The organism is Massilia sp. Masssp94 (assembly GCF_059491305.1).
On the sequence record NZ_CP168501.1, the window covers coordinates 2,174,448 to 2,191,072 of the forward strand.

Here is a 16,625-nt window from a genome sequence, read left to right on the forward strand (position 1 = left end):
CCCCGGCCGTCAGCCGAGCTCGAACGGCAGCTTGCGCAAGCGCTTGCCCGTGAGCTGGAAGATGGCGTTGGCGAAAGCCGGCGCCAGCGGCGGCAGGCCCGGCTCGCCCATGCCGGTGGGCGGCTCGGTGGACGGCACGATGAATACGTCCACACGCGGCATGTCCGGCATGCGCGCCACCGTGTAGTCGTTGAAATTCCCCTGCTCGACGATGCCGTCCCTGAACGTGATGGCGGCGCCGGGCAACGTGGTGCCGAGGGCGGCCAGCACGGCGCCCTGCACCTGCGCCTCGATCGACAGCGGATTGACGGCCAGGTTGCAATGCACGCCAGCCGTGACCTTGTGCAGCTTCGGCACGCCATTCTCGACCGACGCCTCGACCACGTAGGCCACCACGCTGCCGGACATGCCGTGCACGGCCACGCCCCAGGCACGGCCCTCGGCCAGCCGCTTCTTGCCGTAGCCGGACTTCTGCACGGCCAGGTCGAGCGCCGCCAGGTGGCGTGGGCGTTTATCACCCAGCAGCTTGCGCCGGTACGCGACCGGATCGGCGCCGGCCGCGTGCGCCACTTCGTCCACCAGCGTCTCCATGACGAACGCCGTGTGGTTCGACGCCGACCCGCGCCACCACAGCACCGGCACGTTCGCCTTCGGATGATGCACCGTCAGCTTTACCGGCAACGCATACGCCTCGGCGATGCCCTCGGTCGTCGTGGAATCCACGCCGTTCTTGATGAGCACCGATTCGAACGGCGTGCCCGCGCTGATCGCCTGGCCGACGATCACGTGGTTCCACGTCACGACGTCGCCGTTCCCATCGAACCCGATGTCGACCTTGTGCACGTGCGCGGGGCGATAGTAGCCGCCCTTGATGTCGTCCTCGCGGCTCCAGATGATTTTCACGGGGCCGCGCCCGTATGCCTTCGCGACGTTGACCGCTTCGACCAGGTCGTCCGACGTGGTCACGCCGCGGCGGCCGAATCCGCCGCCCGACATCATGGTGTGCAACGTGACCTGCGTGAGCTTGAGTCCCGCCGCGGCGGCGACGGCGCTCTGGTCGAAGGTCTGGAACTGCACGCCCGCCCACACCGAGCAGCGATCCGCATGGAGGTCGACCACGCAGTTGACCGGTTCCATCGGCGCGTGCGCGAGATAGGGGAATTCGTAGACGGCCGAGATCGAGGTCGGCGCCAGCGCCGGCGCGGCGGCAAGCGCGCGGTAATCGCGCAGCTGCCGGCCCGAATCGAGCTTGTCGACGGCGCCCGTGTCCCAGTCGATGACGAGCGCGTCGCGCCCCTGCTTCGCCTGCCAGTAACCGTCCGCGATCACGGCCACGCCGCGCCCGCCGCTGCCGGCCGCCACCTCGACCACGTCGACCACGCCCTTGATCGCTTTGGCCCTGGCCGCGTCGAGGCTGCGCACCCGGCCGCCGAATACCGGCGGACGCGCGACCACGGCCACCTTCATGCCGGGCAGCGTAAAGTCGATGCCGAACTGCTGCTTGCCGCTCGATTTGGCGCGCGCGTCCAGGCGTCCGGTCGGCTTGCCGATGCGCCGGAAATCCTTCGCGTCTTTCAGTTGGACGGTCGCCGGCACCGGCAGCTTCATGGCCGCATCGGCCAACGCGCCGTAGCGCGCCTTGCGGCCGCCGGGGCCGATGACCGTGCCCGCCGACGTGGTGCACGACGCCGGCGCGACCTGCCACTGCTCGGCCGCGGCGGTGATCAGCATCGCGCGGGCGCGCGCGCCGATCTCGCGGTAATGCGTGAACGAGTGCGCCACCGAGATCGAACTGCCGGTCATCTGGATGCCGAACAGCGAATCCTTGTAGGCGTCGCCCGCCGGTGCCAGTTCGGCGCGCACGCGCGACCAGTCGGCGTCGAGCTCCTCGGCGACCAGCATCGGCAACGCCGTGTGGACGCCCTGGCCGAATTCGAGCCGGTCGACCATCACGGTGACGGTGTCGTCGGGCGCGATGTGCAGGAAGGCGTTCGGTGCCGGTGCGGCTGCGCGGCCGGGGACAGGCAGCATAAAGCCGAGCACGAGCCCGCCGGCGGACTTGAGGAAGCCGCGGCGGGTCACCGCCGCGTGGGTGGTCCGTTCGATGCGCACGTCGCTCTCCGCTGTAATCAAAGGCAAATTTTCACACGGCGGGCAGTGCCGCCGGGATTATGATTTTCACTAGACCGTGTAGCGAATTACGCCACGTCAGTCAAACAACAACCAACTAGAATTGAAAATTGCGTGGAAGCCCATTGCAGAGAACAATCCATAACGCAGGCGGAAGTAACTCAGGACAACTCCCGTAATGATCTGCGAAGAGACGACGAACACTGTCAGGCACCCAAGCCAACCATTGGTGGTCGCAATCGTAAAATTGCCAAGGTGAGCAAGGCCAAACGCAACCGCATTCCCCCACACGATCAGGCGATATCGAGTCAGGAAGGCACGTCCTCGCGCCATGCGTAGAGAAAATTTTCTCGCATCATCGAGGTGTCGCCGGCGAACGTGATCGACGAACATCACAGCCGCAACAACGCCAAGCAGGACGAGCGAGACCTGCCAGCTCCCGATGAAGAGGGGTATCAGCACAGGCTGCACCGCGAGTGTCGCGGTCGCACTGCGCAGGCCAGCCCGAAAGACCAGTTCCTCGAGCAGCGGGGCGACCACCACCGACGCAAACGCCATGCGGGTGCCCGACCAATCCAGCGTCGATGTCACGCCGAGCAGCTTGGTCAGCCCAAGCAGTATCGGTGAAAGCACGATCGCAAACGACACCAGATATGCAAGCAATATGACCGCCAGGCGCCAGATCAGGCCGGACATGCCGACGTCGGCAGGGTGCCGACGTGTTGGACGCCAACAGAAACGTGCCAACTGACTCAATTCGGCACGAATCTTCGGCCTCCATTCGCTGGTAACGGAGCGCGCACCCGACAACTACACCACCTCGTCGACCACGCCACTCTCCGCCACCGGCTGCAGCTGCGCCAACTGCTCCATCAACTGCGCGAAGCGCTGCTGCCCCGGCAGCAGGCGGTCGACGTGGTGCAGCACCTCGTACGCTTCGCTCGATAACGCGGTGTCGTAGCCGTGCTGCTGCATGTGCGAGACGAGGATCTGGGCCGCGTTGAACAGGATGCGCTGGTTGTTCGGCACCTTCTTGCGCGCCTGGCGCATCCACTCGACGGCGTCCTTCAGCTTGCCCGTCTTCCACAGCAGCACGCCCTGGTTCATCAGGTCCGTCGCTTCCTTCTTGGAGGCGCGGATGAACTCCAGGCCCTCGTCGCCGAGGCGCGCCTTGTCGAAGATCTTCTGCACTTCGTCGAGCAGCAGCGGGTTGTCGTGGTTGTTGCGGATGACGTAGCACAGCAGCTCCACGGGCGCATCCTTCACGCCCACCGCGAACAGCAGTGTGGCCAGTTCCAGGCAGGTCGGGATGTCGGGCCGGGTCTCGGTCGCATCGAGCAGGGCTTCCAGCTCGTCGCCGGCCTTGCGCGCGCGCCGGTAATCGCCGCTCTCGTGGTAGACGAGACCCTCGGTGATCTTGGAACGCAGCGCGATGTCCGGATGGTCGGCGGCGAACTCGCGCTGGACCTGCAGCAGCAGCCGCAGCGCTTCCTTCGCATCGTTCTTCTGGCCGCACACGCGCGCCAGCCCGAGGTAGGCGTCGGGTGTCTTCATGATGGAATACTCGCCGATCAGGATGCACTTGCGGAAGGCCTGCTCCGCCATCTGCACGTTGCCCACCTTGAGCGCCACGTTGCCGAGATTGCGCTGGCGCGGCACGGAATTCGGCGACAGTTTTGCCGCCCGTTCGAGGATCGCGCACGCCTCGTCCAGCTTGCCCAGGTTCTGATAGGTCAGCGCGAGCTGGTCGTACGCGTCGATGTAATAGCGGTTCTCCGCGATTACGCTCTGGAACGCTTGCCGCGCCTGTTCGAATTCGCCGTTGGCCATGCGGATCTTGGCGATGCCGGCGCGCGCCCACTGGTATTCGCGCTGCTCCAGCACGCGCTCGTACACCTCGCGCGCCTTCACCGGCTCGCCGCTCTTTTCCATCAGCTTGGCCTTCATGCGCAGGAGGTCGATCTCGTGCGCCTTGTGGCCTTCGATGACGGCATCGCACAGGCGCGCCGCGCGCAGGTAGTCCTTCTCCGCATAGGCCTGGTCGATGAGGCGGAAGATCTGCTTCTTGTGCCACACGCGATTGAGCCGCGTGAGCAGCACGCCTTCCGTGATCGGCTTGATCAGGTAGGCGTCCGGCTGATGCTCGGCCGCGCCCATCACGGATTCCACGCTCTTTTCGGCCGACACCATCAGCCACACGGTGCTCGGGTTGACGAGGTTGCGCACGCGCGCTTCCTCCAGCACCTGCTGGCCGTTCTTGCCGTCGCCCAGGTTGTAGTCGCACAGGACGACGTCGTAGCGGATGCGCGCCAGCAGGCCCATCGCCTCGCCGCCGGACGAGGCCTGGTCGATGTTCTTCGCGCCCAGGCTGCGCAGGGCTTCGCGCAGCAGCTGGCGCACGCCGACGAAGTCGTCGACGACGAGGTAGTTCTTGTCGGCCCAGTCGATTTCGTTGACGGCCTTGGCGGAAGCGTTCATGGCAGGTTCAGGATGAAGCAGCCGCCGCCGTAGCGGCCGCCGTTTTCCAGGCGCAGCGTGCCGCGCCGCTCGCGGTGCTGGTGCATGCGCGCGACTTCGCTGGAAAAATACAGGCCCAGGCCCGCGCTGTTGGTCAGGAAGTTCATGCCGCCCGCCGTTTCGCGGGTGGCGATCGCGCCGGCCTTCAGCAGCGCCGGCGGATACCCGGGGCCGTTGTCTTCCACGCGCAGTTCGAGCCAGTTGCCGTCGGTGACGCGGATCGCCAGGCGCACCGTGTCGCAGGTGTAGTGGATGGCGTTGTTGATCGCATGCGACAGCACGCCCACGATCAGGTCTTCGTCGAAGTGCCAGACGAGGTCCGCGTCGTAATCGAGTTCCAGCTTCAGGCCGCGCGACTTCAGCAGCACGCGCTCCAGCGCCACCACCTGGTCGACCAGCTGGCCCAGCTCGAGCGGCTGCACGTCGAACGGGTACGCGGGCGTGCCCACCTGCTTGTACAGCGCGAGCAGCTGCATCAGGTTGTCGTTCAGGCGCTTCGTCTGGTACAGCATGTGCGCCATCTGCGGGTACGCCGATTCCGTCTGCGGAGATGCGTCGACAAGAAGCCGCTCCAGCGTCCCGGACAGGACGCTGATCGAATTCTTCATGTCATGCGCGGTCGAGGCGAGAAACAGCGACAGTTCGGGCGCGTCGGGGGTGTCGTCCATGGCTGGATCATGTGTGAAATGTTGCTTGGCACACATTATACCTTTGAAACTTTCGGTTGCCCGAAAGAAATCAATTTTCTGGCTGCGGACCCCGCGGGGCGCGGCGTGCGCGCAACACGAAGCGGGCCGGATCGAGCGCGTCGACCAGGCTGGACTCCAACGGCAGCGGCTCGCCTTCGATCCCTGCTGCGAGCAGTTCGGCCGCCAGACCGGCCCAGATCAGGCCGCGCGACGCATAGCCGAGCAGTCCATACAGCCCCGGATGGCGCGGCACGTCGCGCAGGCGCTCGGTGGTGCCGGCGGCGGCGAAATCCGGCAGGCGGCCGACGAGCGGCAGGCGATCCGGCGCCACGCAACGAAAACCCACGCGCCCCGCCAGCGGCGCATCCTCCGCCGCATGCGGATCGGACAACAGGCCGCGCAGGCGCTCCAGGTTTTCCGCGTGGCTCTCGGGCGACAGCGCGGGATTCGGATCGGCGTCGTAGGTCGCGCCGGCGCTGCACACGCCCCCGGACGGCGGCGTCAGATACGCCTCGCGGCACAGCACGACGGGCAGTTTCGGCACCATGTCGGCCGGCACGTGCGACACCTGCCCGCGCAGCATCGTCAATGGCAGCGGCGCGGCCTGCGGCACCTGCGCGGCGCCGGCGCCGTTGGCCAGGATCAGGTTCGGCGCCCGCGCGACCACGATGCCGTGCTCGTTCGTCAGGTGCCACTGCTCGCCGTCGCGTTCGATGCGCACGTCGCCCACGCCGAATTTGCGCTCCAGGCGCCCGCCGCACGCATCCAGCATCGCCGCGCACACGCTGCCGGGCCGCGCCCAGCCGGCGCCGCGGAACAGCCAGCCGCCGTCCGGCGCCGGCAGGCCGCCGAGCAGCGCTTCCGCCTCCGGGCGTTCCAGCCACTCGGCGAAATCGGGCGGCAGCGACGTATCGGCGGCGATGGCGCGCTGCACGTCCGCGTGGCCGGCGTCGCGCGCGAGTTGCAGGACGCCGCATTTGTCGCCCTCGATGGCGCGGCCGATGCCGCCCAGGCGCTCCCAATGGCGCAGCGCGTACAGGTAGGCGGCGCGCGTCAGGCGCGTGGGCACGTTGTCGTCCTTCGACAGCAGCGGCATGAAGATGCCCGCGCGGTTGCCCGACGCTTCCATCGCGGGCTGCGGCTGGCGGTCGACGACCGTCACCTGCCAGCCGCGCGCGCACAGGCGCTCGGCCGCGGCGGAACCGGCGATGCCGGCACCCAGCACGATCGCGCGGCGTTCGGGCGCCGGCGGTGCGGGCGGCCGTGGCTTGCGGCTGGCGAAGCGCGCGTGGCGGCCATCCGCGTCGAACACGAAGCCCTGCGCCGTCAGTGCGGCGACCTGGTCTTGCGTGAGGCCTTGCGCCTGCAGCGTGGCGTCCTGCGCGGCCACGCGCGCGACGTGGCGCGCGAAGTCCGTGCCTGCGTGTTCGATGTCGTGCAGGCGGAACATGTCGACGCGCGCCGTCAGCTGGGCCAGCGCGTCCGTCAGCGGTGCGCTGATCAGGTCCAGCGTGACGCCCGGCTCCGCCTGCAGCATGCGGTGGAAGCCCGGCATCAGGTGGTCGCACAGGGCGATGATGTGAAGATTGGGAGAACGGTGCGGATCGGTGCGCCAGACGTCAGTCAGGACGCGGACCGCGGCGCCGTCGCCGTAATGCGAATCGAAGACGGTATAGCGGGCCCGGGTGCACCAGCAGGCACGGTAGTCCATGACATCACCTCCGGCGGCGGCACAGGCAGGCACGGTCGTGATCGTCGACCATGCCGATGCCCTGCATGTAGGCATACACGATGGTCGAGCCGACGAACTTGAAGCTCCGCCTGGCCAGGTCTTTCGAGATGCGGTCGGACAGCTCGGTACGGGCCGGCCGCGCGCCGTCTGGCCAGTCGTTGACGATGGGCTTGCCATCCACGAAGGCCCACAGGTAGTCGTCGAGGGTCAAGCCCTGTTCGCGCAGGCGCAGGTACGCTTTCGCATTGTTGATGGCGGCCGCGACCTTCAGGCGGTTGCGCACGATGCCGGGATTCGCGAGCAGTTCCGCGACCTTGGCATCGTCGTAGTTCGCGATCTTGTCCGCGTCCCAGCCGTCGAAGGCGAGGCGGTAGTTGTCGCGTTTGTTCAGGATCGTTTCCCACGACAGCCCGGCCTGCGCGCCTTCGAGGTTGAGCATTTCGAACAGCGTCGTCTCGTCGTGGCAGGGTACGCCCCACTCGTGGTCGTGATAAGCGATGTAGCGTGGGTTGGCCATGTTGGCCCAGGTGCAGCGGGTGTCGTTCATACATCAAGTATAAACCCGCGGCGCCGATTTTCATTGTCGGCATAGTAATTTGATTTACACTTGCGCCCATGAACCAACCGACGCAGCTAGGCAGATACCGGATCGTGCGCGTGCTCGGACGCGGCGCCATGGGCGAGGTCTATGAAGGCCTCGATCCGCGCCTGGACCGCAGCGTCGCGATCAAGGTCATCTCCACCGCCTGCGATGCCGATCCGGAGCTGCACGCGTCGTATTCGGCCCGCTTCATCCGCGAGGCGCAGGCCGTCGCGCGGCTGAACCATCCGCATATCGTCGGCCTGTACGACTTCGGCGAGGAAGACGGCGTCGCCTACATGGTGATGGAACTGGTGCGCGGCGAAGAACTGGCGGCCTACTTCGACATGACCCAGGACTTCCACCTCGAGTTCACGCTCGAGGATGCCGTGCGCATGACGTGCGAGCTGCTCGACGCCCTGGGCTACGCGCACCGCAACGGCGTGATCCACCGCGACATCAAGCCGGCCAACGTGATGCTGAGCCACGACCTCTCCGTGAAACTGACGGACTTCGGCGTCGCCCACATGGCCGCCCTGAACGCGGCGGTACAGGATGCCGACGGCGCGGAGATGGTCGGCACGCCCAGTTTCATGGCGCCCGAACAGATCACGGGCCAGGCCGTCGGCCCGCAGTCGGACATCTTCGCCGTCGGGATCATCCTGTACCAGTTTCTCACCAACGAGCGGCCGTTCCGCGGCGCCGGCATGTTCGCCGTGCAGCAGAAGATCCTGCACGACCACCCCGTCCCGCCGACCCTGCTGAATCCCCTGCTCGGCCCGGCCTTCGACCGCGTCCTGATGCGCGCCCTCGCCAAGCGCCCGGAACATCGCTACCCCAGCGCCGAAGCGTTCCGCGACGATCTGCGGCGCGCGCTCGACGGCGACACGCTCGCATCACCGCTGTTTCCCGACCTGTGGCGTCCGCTGGACACGGTCACGCCCCGCTCCCCGGCCGATGTCGTGCGCCATGTGCCGGACGATGCGGATGCGACCCGTGTCGAAGACGCCGACGCGACGCGTCTCGCGCCCATAACCCGGCCATGACAGGAAAATGAGCGACGCGACCATCGTGGCGAACGGCGACTTCTTCCGCCGCCTGCAGCAGCTCACGACGCGCATCCACGCCACGCGCAACGTCGACGAGATCATGCTCGACCTGTCCGAGGGCATCTGCACGCTGTTCGGCGCGGACCGCCTGACGATCTACACGGTCGGCGAGGACAAGGCGAGCCTCGTCTCCAAGATCAAGACGGGGATGGCGTCGTTCCGCCAGCTGCGCCTGCCGATCTCCGCGCAGAGCGTGGCCGGCTACGCCGCGCTGGCGCGCCGGCTGCTCAACCTGAACGACGTCTACGATGCCGCCGAACTGCAGCGCTACGCGGCCGACCTGCGCTTCCAGCAGGGCGTCGACCGGCGCACGGGCTACCGCACGACGCAGATGCTGGTCGTCCCGATCATGCACGACAGCGAAGTCATCGGCGTCCTCCAGCTGATCAACAACCTGCGCGGCGGCCCGTTCGACAGCACGGTCGTCGAAGGCGCGCGCTACCTGTGCGACACGCTCGCCATCGCATTCGCCCAGCGCCGGCAGGAAACCAGGCGCGAGCGCACGGGCTTCGTCGGCGCGCTGGGATCCCGCGCGCTGGGACGCGAGCAGGTCGAGCAGGCGGTGGCACAAGCGCGCGCGCAGGGCCGCGACGTCGAGGACGTGCTGCTCGACGACTTCAAGGTGAAACTGCCCGTCGTCGGGCGCGCCCTCGCGGACCATTTCGCCGTGCCCTATCTCGCCTTCCACCCGGGGCGGCGCGTGCCGGCGGAACTCCTCGACGGCATGGACCGCGCGGCCGCCGAAGTGCGCCAGTGGCTGCCGGTGGAGCGCAACGAGCATGCGCTGTACGTCGTCTGCATCGACCCGGACAAAGTCAGGGCGGACAATGCCGTCGCCACGCTGTTCCCGCAGTCGCGCCCCGTGTTCTGCGTGACGACGCGGCGCGATTTCGCGGCGCTGCTCGACCAGTACTTCGGCCCGGCCGCGGCACCCGCGGCGCTGCCGCCCGAACGCGCGGACAGGCTGCTGGATACCGTCGCGGCACTCGTCGCGGGCAGCCACCGCGAGGGCCTGTCCGACCTGCGCATCGAGACGGCGCCGGGCGACAGGCCGGGCGAGATCCGCTTCACGGTCAGCGGCGTCCTGCGGCTGCCGTGAAAATCGCCAATCCTCCAGGGCAGCGTGCTAGCATGCCGCACCTGTATTGATATCCACCGCGTTCGATGAGCACCTGGAAGCAGCTAACCCCGAGCATCTACCACCGCCTCGCCTTCGGCAGCGCGTACGGACTGACCGACGTCGGTCTCGTACGCCAGTCCAACGAAGACAACTTCCTCATCGATCCCCTGCTCCGCCTGGTGGCCGTCGCAGATGGCATGGGCGGTCACGACGGCGGCGAAATCGCAGCCTGCCTGGCCCTGGAAACCGTGCGCGATGCGCTCGCGGCCGCCGACCCGAAAAAATCCTCGCCCGGCGATGCGGCCGACCCGGACGCGACCTGGCAGGACGAACACATGCCCGCCGTCGTGGCCGTGCACGAAGCCCTCGACGCCGCCAATGCGCGCGTGTACGGCGCGAATGTGCAAGGCGGCCGCGGCGAAGGCAGCGGCATGGGCACCACGCTGACGGGCTTCTGGCAAAGCCTGCCGGGCGGCCCGCTCGTCATCTTCCACGTCGGCGACAGCCGCCTGTACCGCTACCGCGACGGCGAACTGGCCGTGCTCACGCGCGACCAGACGATGTACCAGCAGGCGCTGGAAGCGGGCGTTTCCGGCGACTTCCCGCCGCGTAACCTGCTGCTGCAGGCGATCGGCCCGACGGCCGCCATCGCGCCCGACGTCAAGGCATGCACATCCCATCCCGGCGATTTATACCTGCTGTGCAGCGACGGCTTGTACGGCAACACGCCGCACGCCGCCATCGAGCAGGTGCTGGCCGGCGCGCATGCGCAGGCGCTGGAGCACTGCTGCGCCGAGCTGATCGCCCTCGCCAAGGCGCATGGCAGCCGCGACAACATCACGGCCGTGCTGGCACTCGTCGAGCGCTGAACGGCAAGTGTCGCTATTTACACTATGCAAATAGAATTTCTCTAGAATAATGTAGATTTGACACGAGGAAAGATGATACTCTGTAGGAGATCTCCTACTATCACTCTTCCAAACCTCGTATGGACTACCGCAGCGCCTACATTCGCCGAAGCAGAAAGGGGTCGCGTCTGAAACAGCGCCTGGCCGCTGTCGGCGTGCTGGGCGTGGTGGCGTGCGCCGCGCTGTACGCGTACGCGATGCACGAGTCCACGGCGCCGACGGTGTCCGCGCAGGCGCATGCGCCGGCCGCCGCCGCGACGCCGGTGCCGGCCGTGCTGCGCACCGCGGCCCAGGTGGAGACGAAGAAGACGCGCCGCGTCTATCCGTATTCGATCGTGCCCGGCGGCGTCCTCGACCGCAAGGAACTCACGCATGCCGTCGCCGTGGACCAGGTCGTGGCGGCGCATTACGCGGCGTTCGAGGCAAGCAAGACCACCGTCAGGACCGTCGACAAGCCGCGCGCCGTGTACGTCTCGTACCGCAAGGGCGACAAGGTGTTCTGGACGGCGAAGAAACTCCAGCTGGCCAAAGGCGAAACGCTGCTGTCCGACGGCCAGAACGAGATCCGCACGCGCTGCGGCAACCGCATTTCCGACGTGCCCCAGCTGCCCGTCGAAGCCAAAGGGCCGAGCGAGGAAGAACTCGATTCTTCCGTCGAAGAGGCCCAGCAGGACGAAGGCACCATGGAACAGGTCGGGTACGCGGCCGAGACCAATCCGGCTGGCCACGGCTATCAGTTGCAGACCTTCGGAAACGGCGAGACGGCGCAGACCGGCGGTACGGCGCCCACGCGCACCAGCTTCGGCCTGAACGGCATCCCGGGTGCCGGCATGGGCCCCATCTGGGACGGCGGCGCCTTGCCGGTATCGCTGGCCAAGGTGTCGAGCGATACTACGCCGACCGGCACCGACAGCGGCCCGGGCACCGGCACGCCGGGCAACGGCGGTTCCGGCGGTGGCAGCGATCCGGGCAAGACGGGCGGCACGACGCCGGACGGCACGACGGACGGAACGACGCCGGACGGAACATCGCCCGGCGCCGACGGCACGCAACCGACCACCGATCCCGGCACGAAAAGCCCGACGATCCCCGGCACGCTGCTGCCGACGGACCAGCCTGGCCAAACCAACGATCCCGGCAAAGACCCAGGCAAAAACCCGACCAAACCGCACGGCGACGTGCCGGAACCGGGCACGCTGTGGCTGGCCGGCGCCGGCGTGGCCGCGCTGCTGGCGGCGCGCCGCGCGAAGAAACGGTCGCGCGACTGAGCCGGTGTTCTAGTCTTCGATCACGGCACGCCCCGCGCGCCGCAATTCTTCCAGGTGGTCGAGCATCTGCCGGATCACCTCCGGCGGGTGCCCCTGCCAATCCGCCACCTCCCCGACGATCCTGAGCGGCGTCCGCGTGCGGTACGAGCGCGTGGGATTGCCGGGAAAGCGTTTATTCGTCAGGTTGGGATCGTCCTCGAACGTCCCCGTGGGTTCCACGATATAGACATGCCCCCGCCCCTCGGCGCCGCCGAGCGCCGTCGCCAGTTCGGCCCCCCAGATCGCGGCCTCCATCGATGCGCTGAAATACACGTTGTTGGAGACGCGGCCTTCCTCGAAATTGGAGGCGTGGCCCGGAATTAATACGTCGCCCGGCTGGAAACGGATTCTGGTGCCGTGGTAGAACGGGCCCGGGACGTTGTCGCAGGATTCGTGGGTAACGGGCGTCCAATCTTGATGATCCATACGGCCTCTTATTTCAACAACCTGATGTGCTTGACGAGGGCAATCCGCTCGCCGCCTTTGGGGCGATACGACTCGCCCGCGAGCATGTTACAGCGCCGCGCGTTGCTGGCCCATCTGCTGCGCGCAGGGCACGTCGGCTGCCGACGGCGACGAGCAAGCCAGTGCGGCAAGCAGAAACGGCAGGTTGTTTATCACGCGATTCATGCATGAAACCGGTAATGTCATTCTTCATCATGCTGAAAGGATGAAGTCACAGGTTCACGCTTGACCACTGAGATGACATTAGTATTGACGACGAATTACCACACCGGAGATACTGGACAACCCCCGAACAGTCCCGCAACCCGGGCTACCCTGCGCCGTGGGCAACGGCTGAGAACTCCCATGACGCTCGCGCTCTACGGTCATCCCTTCTCGTCGTACACGCAAAAAGTGCTCGTCGCGCTGTACGAGAACGACACGCCTTTCGAGTTCCGCTGCCTCGGGCCGGACACGCCGCAGCACGCGGCGCAGTGGCTGCAGCGCTGGCCGCTGCGCAAATTCCCGCTCCTCGTCGACGGCGCGCGCAACGTCGTCGAGACGAGCATCATCATCGAATACCTGCACCTGACGCATCCGGGGCCCGTGCGCCTGCTGCCGGACGATCCGCTCGCGGCGCTGGACGTGCGCTTCATGGACCGCTTCTTCGACCTGCACGTGATGAACATGGTCCAGCACGCGGTGAACGGCGCGCTGACGGACGATGCGGCCAAACGCGCGGACGCCGTCGCGACGGCGGCGGAAAAACTGGAACTCGCCTACGAATGGCTCGAAGGCTACCTGGCCGGGCGCACGTGGGCGGCCGGCGACACGTTCTCGCTCGCGGATTGCGCCGCCGCGCCCGCGCTGTTCTACGCGGACTGGACGCATCCGATCGGGCCGCAGTACCCGACGCTGCGCGCCTACCGCGCGCGCCTGCTGGCGCGGCCGTCGTTCGCCCGCGCGGTGGACGAGGCGCGGCAGTACCGTCCCCTGTTCCCGCTGGGTGCGCCCGACCGCGACTGAGCGCGACCGAACGCCGGCGTCAGTAATCCCAGAACACCGGCACGTAGCGGTACGCGTCGCCATCCGCCATCACCCGCCCGATGGACGGGAACGGCAGGTGCGCCGCAACCAGCAGTCCGCCATCGATCATCAGCTCGCGGAACAGGCGGTCGCGCACCCTGGCCGCTTCTTCCGGATCGTGTTCGAAACCGTTCTGCCAGCCGGGATGCTCGAAGTTGACGGGAAAGACGGCATCGCCGGCGAACATCAGCCGCTTGCCGCCGGACGCCAGGTCGACCACGCAATGGCCGGGCGTATGGCCGCCGGTGCGCCGCGCCACCACGCCCGGCGCGACTTCGCGGCGCTCCTCGAAGACCTGCAGCCGGTCGCGGTATTCGTCGAGGAAGCGCGCGGCCGTCGAGCGCAGCACGGGCGGCACCGCGTCCGGCATGACCGTCAGCGAGAAATCGGGCGACGCCCAGAATTTCACTTCGGCGTCGGTCACGTGGATACGCACGTCCGGACGCAGTCTCTCCTTCACGCCGGGCGCCAGCAGTCCACCCACGTGATCCATGTGCATGTGGGTGATGACGATGTCCGTCACGGACGCGAGATCGATGCCGACGGCCTCCAGCCGCGCCGGGAACTGGCCGGCGCGCGGGAAGCCCGGGAACTGCGTGCCGACACCGGCATCGACGAGGATGGTCTGGTCGCCGCTGCGCACGACGAGCACGTTCAGCGGCCAGTCGAATTTGTCGGGCGGCAGGAACATGTGATCGAGCCAGTCCGCCAGCTCGGCCGGATCGGCGTTGGTCGCCATCGTCGTGGCGGGCAGCGGCAGCACGCCGTCGCTGACCACCATCACGTCGATGTCGCCGACCTTCAGCGCGTAACGGGACGGCACCAGTTCTTCGGGGCCGTGGCTGGCGGGGCGCAACGGGGTATCTACGGTAAGCATCATGGTCTCCTGAAAGAGGCCCGGGGATCGGGCATGGATGCATCGTAGAGACGAAGACCGCGGGCCAGAAGCCATGCGGGCGGGCGCACCGTGTTGCCCGCTACGCACCAAACCGCGATCAATGCGCGTACTTGCGCTGGACGTCGTCGTAGAACTGCTTCATGGTCCAGAACGCGAGCTTCTTCTTGCCGGCGTCCGTGACCAGGCCCTTGCGGTTCCAGAAATCCTGGTAGTACGGATGCTGGCGGCGCGGCGAGCGGAAGTCGACGAGCACCCACGGCGTCATCCCGCGCAGGCCCGGGATCGCGGACAGCATCTTGAACTGGTTGCGGTACAGCGTGTCCTGGTATTCCTCGCTCCAGCGCGTGTCGGCGTCGGCGTGGTAGCCGCCCAGCGCCTCGGCGCCGAATTCCGTCACCACGACCGGCTTGTTGTAGCGGACGTCGAAGCGGTAATTCAGCATCTCCGCATTGCTCGCCCAGTACCAGCCGGCGTACTCGTTGAAGCTGGCGAGATCGAGATAATCCGCGAGCGGATCCTCCACCGTGATGTCGCTGCCCTTGCGGTGGATTTCCAGCGCGGCCGCGACGAGGCGCGTGTCGTCCAGCGACCGCGCCGTCTTGGCGAGATTGCTCATGAACGTATTGCGCGGGCCGCCGATCGGCGTCTCGTTCCCCACCGACCAGACGACGACGCTCGCGCGGTTCTTGTCGCGCGTGACGAGGTCCGTCAGCTGCGCGTGCGCGTTGGCGTAGGTGTCGGGATTGGTCCACGAGATCGTCCAGTACACGGGCACTTCCGCCCACACCATCAGGCCCATCTCGTCGGCCAGGCGGATCATCTCTTCGCTGTGCGGGTAATGCGCGAGCCGCACGTAGTTGCAGTTCATCTCCTTGGCCCACTGCAGCAGCATGCGCATGTCGCCGGCGCCGCGCGGGCGGCCCGGGATCAGCGGGTTCTCCTCATGCATCGAGATCCCGCGCAGGAACACGGACTTGCCGTTCAGGAGGATGTCCTGGCCGCGCGTCTCGATGGTGCGGAAGCCGATGCGGTCGACGACCTTGTCGCCGCCGCCGGACAGCTCGACCGTGTACAGCTTCGGCTGCTCGGGCGACCAATACGTCAGTTTATTCACCGGGAAGTTCAGCGCCGCGCGGCCGTTCGCATCGGTGCGCACGGTGGTCCTGATGCCCGCTTCGGGAATGCTGACGGTCACCTGCTGCGCCTTGCTGTCCCCCGCCATTTGAATGAAACCTTCGATGCGGCGGGCGTCGCCCTTCGCCAGCTGCACCTTGTAGTCGGCGATGTACGTGGCCGGCAGCTCGGCCAGCAGCACGTCGCGCGTGATGCCGCCGTAGTTCCACCAGTCCGTGTTCACGGTCGGGATCTCGTCCTGGTGGCGCGTGTTGTCGGCCTTGACGACGACGACGTTGCGGCCCTTCGCCAGCTGGTCCGTCACGTCGAACTGGAACGGCGTGAAGCCGCCCTTGTGCATGCCGAGTTTTTTACCGTTCAGGTAGACGTGCGCCTCGTAGTTGACGGCGCCGAAGTACAGCGCGTAATGCTTGCCCGGCTTCGGGTCGGCCTGGAACGCCTGGCGCAGCCACACGGTGCCCTCGTACAGCTGCAGCTTTTCCGCCTGCGAGTTCCAGTCGCCCGGCACCTTCATCGTGGGCGCGTGGTCGAAGTCGTACTCGACCCACTCCGTCTTGTCCTTCGGCTTGCGGTCGTCGTAGAAGCCGCCCTTGCCGCTGTCCGACTGGTCGAACGGCATGTGGCGGTAGTCGTAGTAGCCGTTCTCGTACGGGTCGATGATGTAGCTCCAGCGGCCGTCCAGGCTCACGTGGCTGCGGGCGTAGATGTTCTGCGTGGGCGCCATCAGGCTGTCGGCGTGGCTCGCTTTCGATGGCTGCCCGGCGAGTTGGACATCGACCGGAGCGGCAGCATGCGCGGCGCAGGCCACCAGCGTCAATACAGAGAATTGCAGCGCGGCCGTCAGCCGGGCAAACGGGTGTGTCATGGCGTCTCCTGATGGTTATTCAGGGAATGGTAGCGCTGTCATCGCTCAGCTGCAAGATTTACAATCCGTGCGTTATACTCGCGGGATAAGGGGTGTTCACGCCATG

Annotated in this window: 14 protein-coding genes; 5 read left to right on the forward strand and 9 right to left on the reverse strand. The window is 67.0% G+C overall.

Annotated elements, in window-relative coordinates; translation table 11 throughout:
* Positions 1–9: 9 nt before the first annotated feature.
* From ACEN9G_RS09555 to ACEN9G_RS09580, 6 genes are all read right to left on the reverse strand, one after another.
* A complete protein-coding gene (locus ACEN9G_RS09555; RefSeq protein ID WP_413343004.1) occupies positions 10–2,112 on the reverse strand; it encodes a xanthine dehydrogenase family protein molybdopterin-binding subunit in 2,103 nt (700 codons plus the stop codon).
* 96 nt (positions 2,113–2,208) lie between these two features.
* The gene (locus ACEN9G_RS09560; protein WP_413343005.1) at positions 2,209–2,826 is read right to left on the reverse strand and encodes a CPBP family glutamic-type intramembrane protease; all 618 of its coding nucleotides are present in this window, start codon (positions 2,824–2,826) and stop codon (positions 2,209–2,211) included.
* Between the two features lie 114 nt (positions 2,827–2,940).
* Positions 2,941–4,608, reverse strand: a complete 1,668-nt coding sequence (locus tag ACEN9G_RS09565; RefSeq protein ID WP_413343007.1) for a tetratricopeptide repeat protein — start codon at positions 4,606–4,608, stop codon at positions 2,941–2,943.
* Entirely contained in the window at positions 4,605–5,315 is a 711-nt protein-coding gene (locus ACEN9G_RS09570) for a sensor histidine kinase (protein WP_413343009.1), read from the reverse strand. Before ACEN9G_RS09570 ends, ACEN9G_RS09565 begins: the two co-directional genes overlap by 4 nt.
* A 70-nt stretch (positions 5,316–5,385) precedes the next feature.
* The gene (gene mnmC1 / locus ACEN9G_RS09575; protein WP_483126604.1) at positions 5,386–7,047 is read right to left on the reverse strand and encodes an FAD-dependent 5-carboxymethylaminomethyl-2-thiouridine(34) oxidoreductase MnmC1; all 1,662 of its coding nucleotides are present in this window, start codon (positions 7,045–7,047) and stop codon (positions 5,386–5,388) included.
* A 4-nt stretch (positions 7,048–7,051) separates the two neighbouring features.
* Positions 7,052–7,615 carry a DNA-3-methyladenine glycosylase I gene (locus ACEN9G_RS09580; RefSeq protein WP_413337771.1) on the reverse strand — a complete coding sequence of 188 codons (564 nt, stop codon included), beginning with the start codon at positions 7,613–7,615 and terminating at the stop codon, positions 7,052–7,054.
* A gap of 68 nt (positions 7,616–7,683) precedes the next feature.
* On the opposite strand from ACEN9G_RS09580, the gene ACEN9G_RS09585 reads away from it, so the two are divergent.
* The 4 genes from ACEN9G_RS09585 to ACEN9G_RS09600 all read left to right on the forward strand — a co-directional run bounded on the left by ACEN9G_RS09585 (position 7,684) and on the right by ACEN9G_RS09600 (position 12,053).
* Positions 7,684–8,694, forward strand: coding sequence for a serine/threonine-protein kinase (locus ACEN9G_RS09585; protein ID WP_413337772.1), 1,011 nt, complete (start codon positions 7,684–7,686; stop codon positions 8,692–8,694).
* A 7-nt stretch (positions 8,695–8,701) separates the two neighbouring features.
* On the forward strand, positions 8,702–9,856 hold the full coding sequence (locus ACEN9G_RS09590) for a GAF domain-containing protein (protein WP_413337773.1): 1,155 nt from the start codon (positions 8,702–8,704) through the stop codon (positions 9,854–9,856).
* Between the two features lie 65 nt (positions 9,857–9,921).
* The gene (locus tag ACEN9G_RS09595; RefSeq protein ID WP_413337774.1) at positions 9,922–10,746 is read left to right on the forward strand and encodes a PP2C family protein-serine/threonine phosphatase; all 825 of its coding nucleotides are present in this window, start codon (positions 9,922–9,924) and stop codon (positions 10,744–10,746) included.
* A 119-nt stretch (positions 10,747–10,865) separates the two neighbouring features.
* The gene (locus ACEN9G_RS09600) at positions 10,866–12,053 is read left to right on the forward strand and encodes a PEP-CTERM sorting domain-containing protein (RefSeq protein WP_413337775.1); all 1,188 of its coding nucleotides are present in this window, start codon (positions 10,866–10,868) and stop codon (positions 12,051–12,053) included.
* Positions 12,054–12,062: 9 nt separating this feature from the next.
* On the opposite strand, the gene arr is transcribed toward ACEN9G_RS09600, so the two are convergent.
* Positions 12,063–12,518, reverse strand: a complete 456-nt coding sequence (gene arr, locus ACEN9G_RS09605; RefSeq protein ID WP_413337776.1) for an NAD(+)--rifampin ADP-ribosyltransferase — start codon at positions 12,516–12,518, stop codon at positions 12,063–12,065.
* Positions 12,519–12,902: 384 nt separating this feature from the next.
* Between arr and ACEN9G_RS09610 the strand changes: the two genes are divergently transcribed.
* Complete coding sequence (locus ACEN9G_RS09610; protein ID WP_413337777.1) at positions 12,903–13,562, forward strand: glutathione S-transferase family protein; 660 nt, start codon at positions 12,903–12,905, stop codon at positions 13,560–13,562.
* 19 nt (positions 13,563–13,581) lie between these two features.
* Here the strand turns inward: ACEN9G_RS09610 and ACEN9G_RS09615 are convergent, their stop codons facing one another.
* Complete coding sequence (locus tag ACEN9G_RS09615; RefSeq protein WP_413337778.1) at positions 13,582–14,502, reverse strand: MBL fold metallo-hydrolase; 921 nt, start codon at positions 14,500–14,502, stop codon at positions 13,582–13,584.
* Positions 14,503–14,617: 115 nt separating this feature from the next.
* The gene (locus tag ACEN9G_RS09620) at positions 14,618–16,519 is read right to left on the reverse strand and encodes a glycoside hydrolase family 2 protein (protein ID WP_413337779.1); all 1,902 of its coding nucleotides are present in this window, start codon (positions 16,517–16,519) and stop codon (positions 14,618–14,620) included.
* Between the last annotated feature and the right edge of the window lie 106 nt (positions 16,520–16,625).

What these genes read in the sequence shown, in the direction of transcription:
- ACEN9G_RS09560 (WP_413343005.1), bottom strand. Translation starts at nt 2,826, where the DNA reads ATGTCCGGCCTGATCTGGCGCCTGGCGGTCATATTGCTTGCATATCTG.
- ACEN9G_RS09565 (WP_413343007.1), bottom strand. Translation starts at nt 4,608, where the DNA reads ATGAACGCTTCCGCCAAGGCCGTCAACGAAATCGACTGGGCCGACAAG.
- ACEN9G_RS09570 (WP_413343009.1), bottom strand. Translation starts at nt 5,315, where the DNA reads ATGGACGACACCCCCGACGCGCCCGAACTGTCGCTGTTTCTCGCCTCG.
- mnmC1 (WP_483126604.1), bottom strand. Translation starts at nt 7,047, where the DNA reads ATGGACTACCGTGCCTGCTGGTGCACCCGGGCCCGCTATACCGTCTTC.
- ACEN9G_RS09580 (WP_413337771.1), bottom strand. Translation starts at nt 7,615, where the DNA reads ATGAACGACACCCGCTGCACCTGGGCCAACATGGCCAACCCACGCTAC.
- ACEN9G_RS09585 (WP_413337772.1), top strand. Translation starts at nt 7,684, where the DNA reads ATGAACCAACCGACGCAGCTAGGCAGATACCGGATCGTGCGCGTGCTC.
- ACEN9G_RS09590 (WP_413337773.1), top strand. Translation starts at nt 8,702, where the DNA reads ATGAGCGACGCGACCATCGTGGCGAACGGCGACTTCTTCCGCCGCCTG.
- ACEN9G_RS09595 (WP_413337774.1), top strand. Translation starts at nt 9,922, where the DNA reads ATGAGCACCTGGAAGCAGCTAACCCCGAGCATCTACCACCGCCTCGCC.
- ACEN9G_RS09600 (WP_413337775.1), top strand. Translation starts at nt 10,866, where the DNA reads ATGGACTACCGCAGCGCCTACATTCGCCGAAGCAGAAAGGGGTCGCGT.
- arr (WP_413337776.1), bottom strand. Translation starts at nt 12,518, where the DNA reads ATGGATCATCAAGATTGGACGCCCGTTACCCACGAATCCTGCGACAAC.
- ACEN9G_RS09610 (WP_413337777.1), top strand. Translation starts at nt 12,903, where the DNA reads ATGACGCTCGCGCTCTACGGTCATCCCTTCTCGTCGTACACGCAAAAA.
- ACEN9G_RS09615 (WP_413337778.1), bottom strand. Translation starts at nt 14,502, where the DNA reads ATGATGCTTACCGTAGATACCCCGTTGCGCCCCGCCAGCCACGGCCCC.
- ACEN9G_RS09620 (WP_413337779.1), bottom strand. Translation starts at nt 16,519, where the DNA reads ATGACACACCCGTTTGCCCGGCTGACGGCCGCGCTGCAATTCTCTGTA.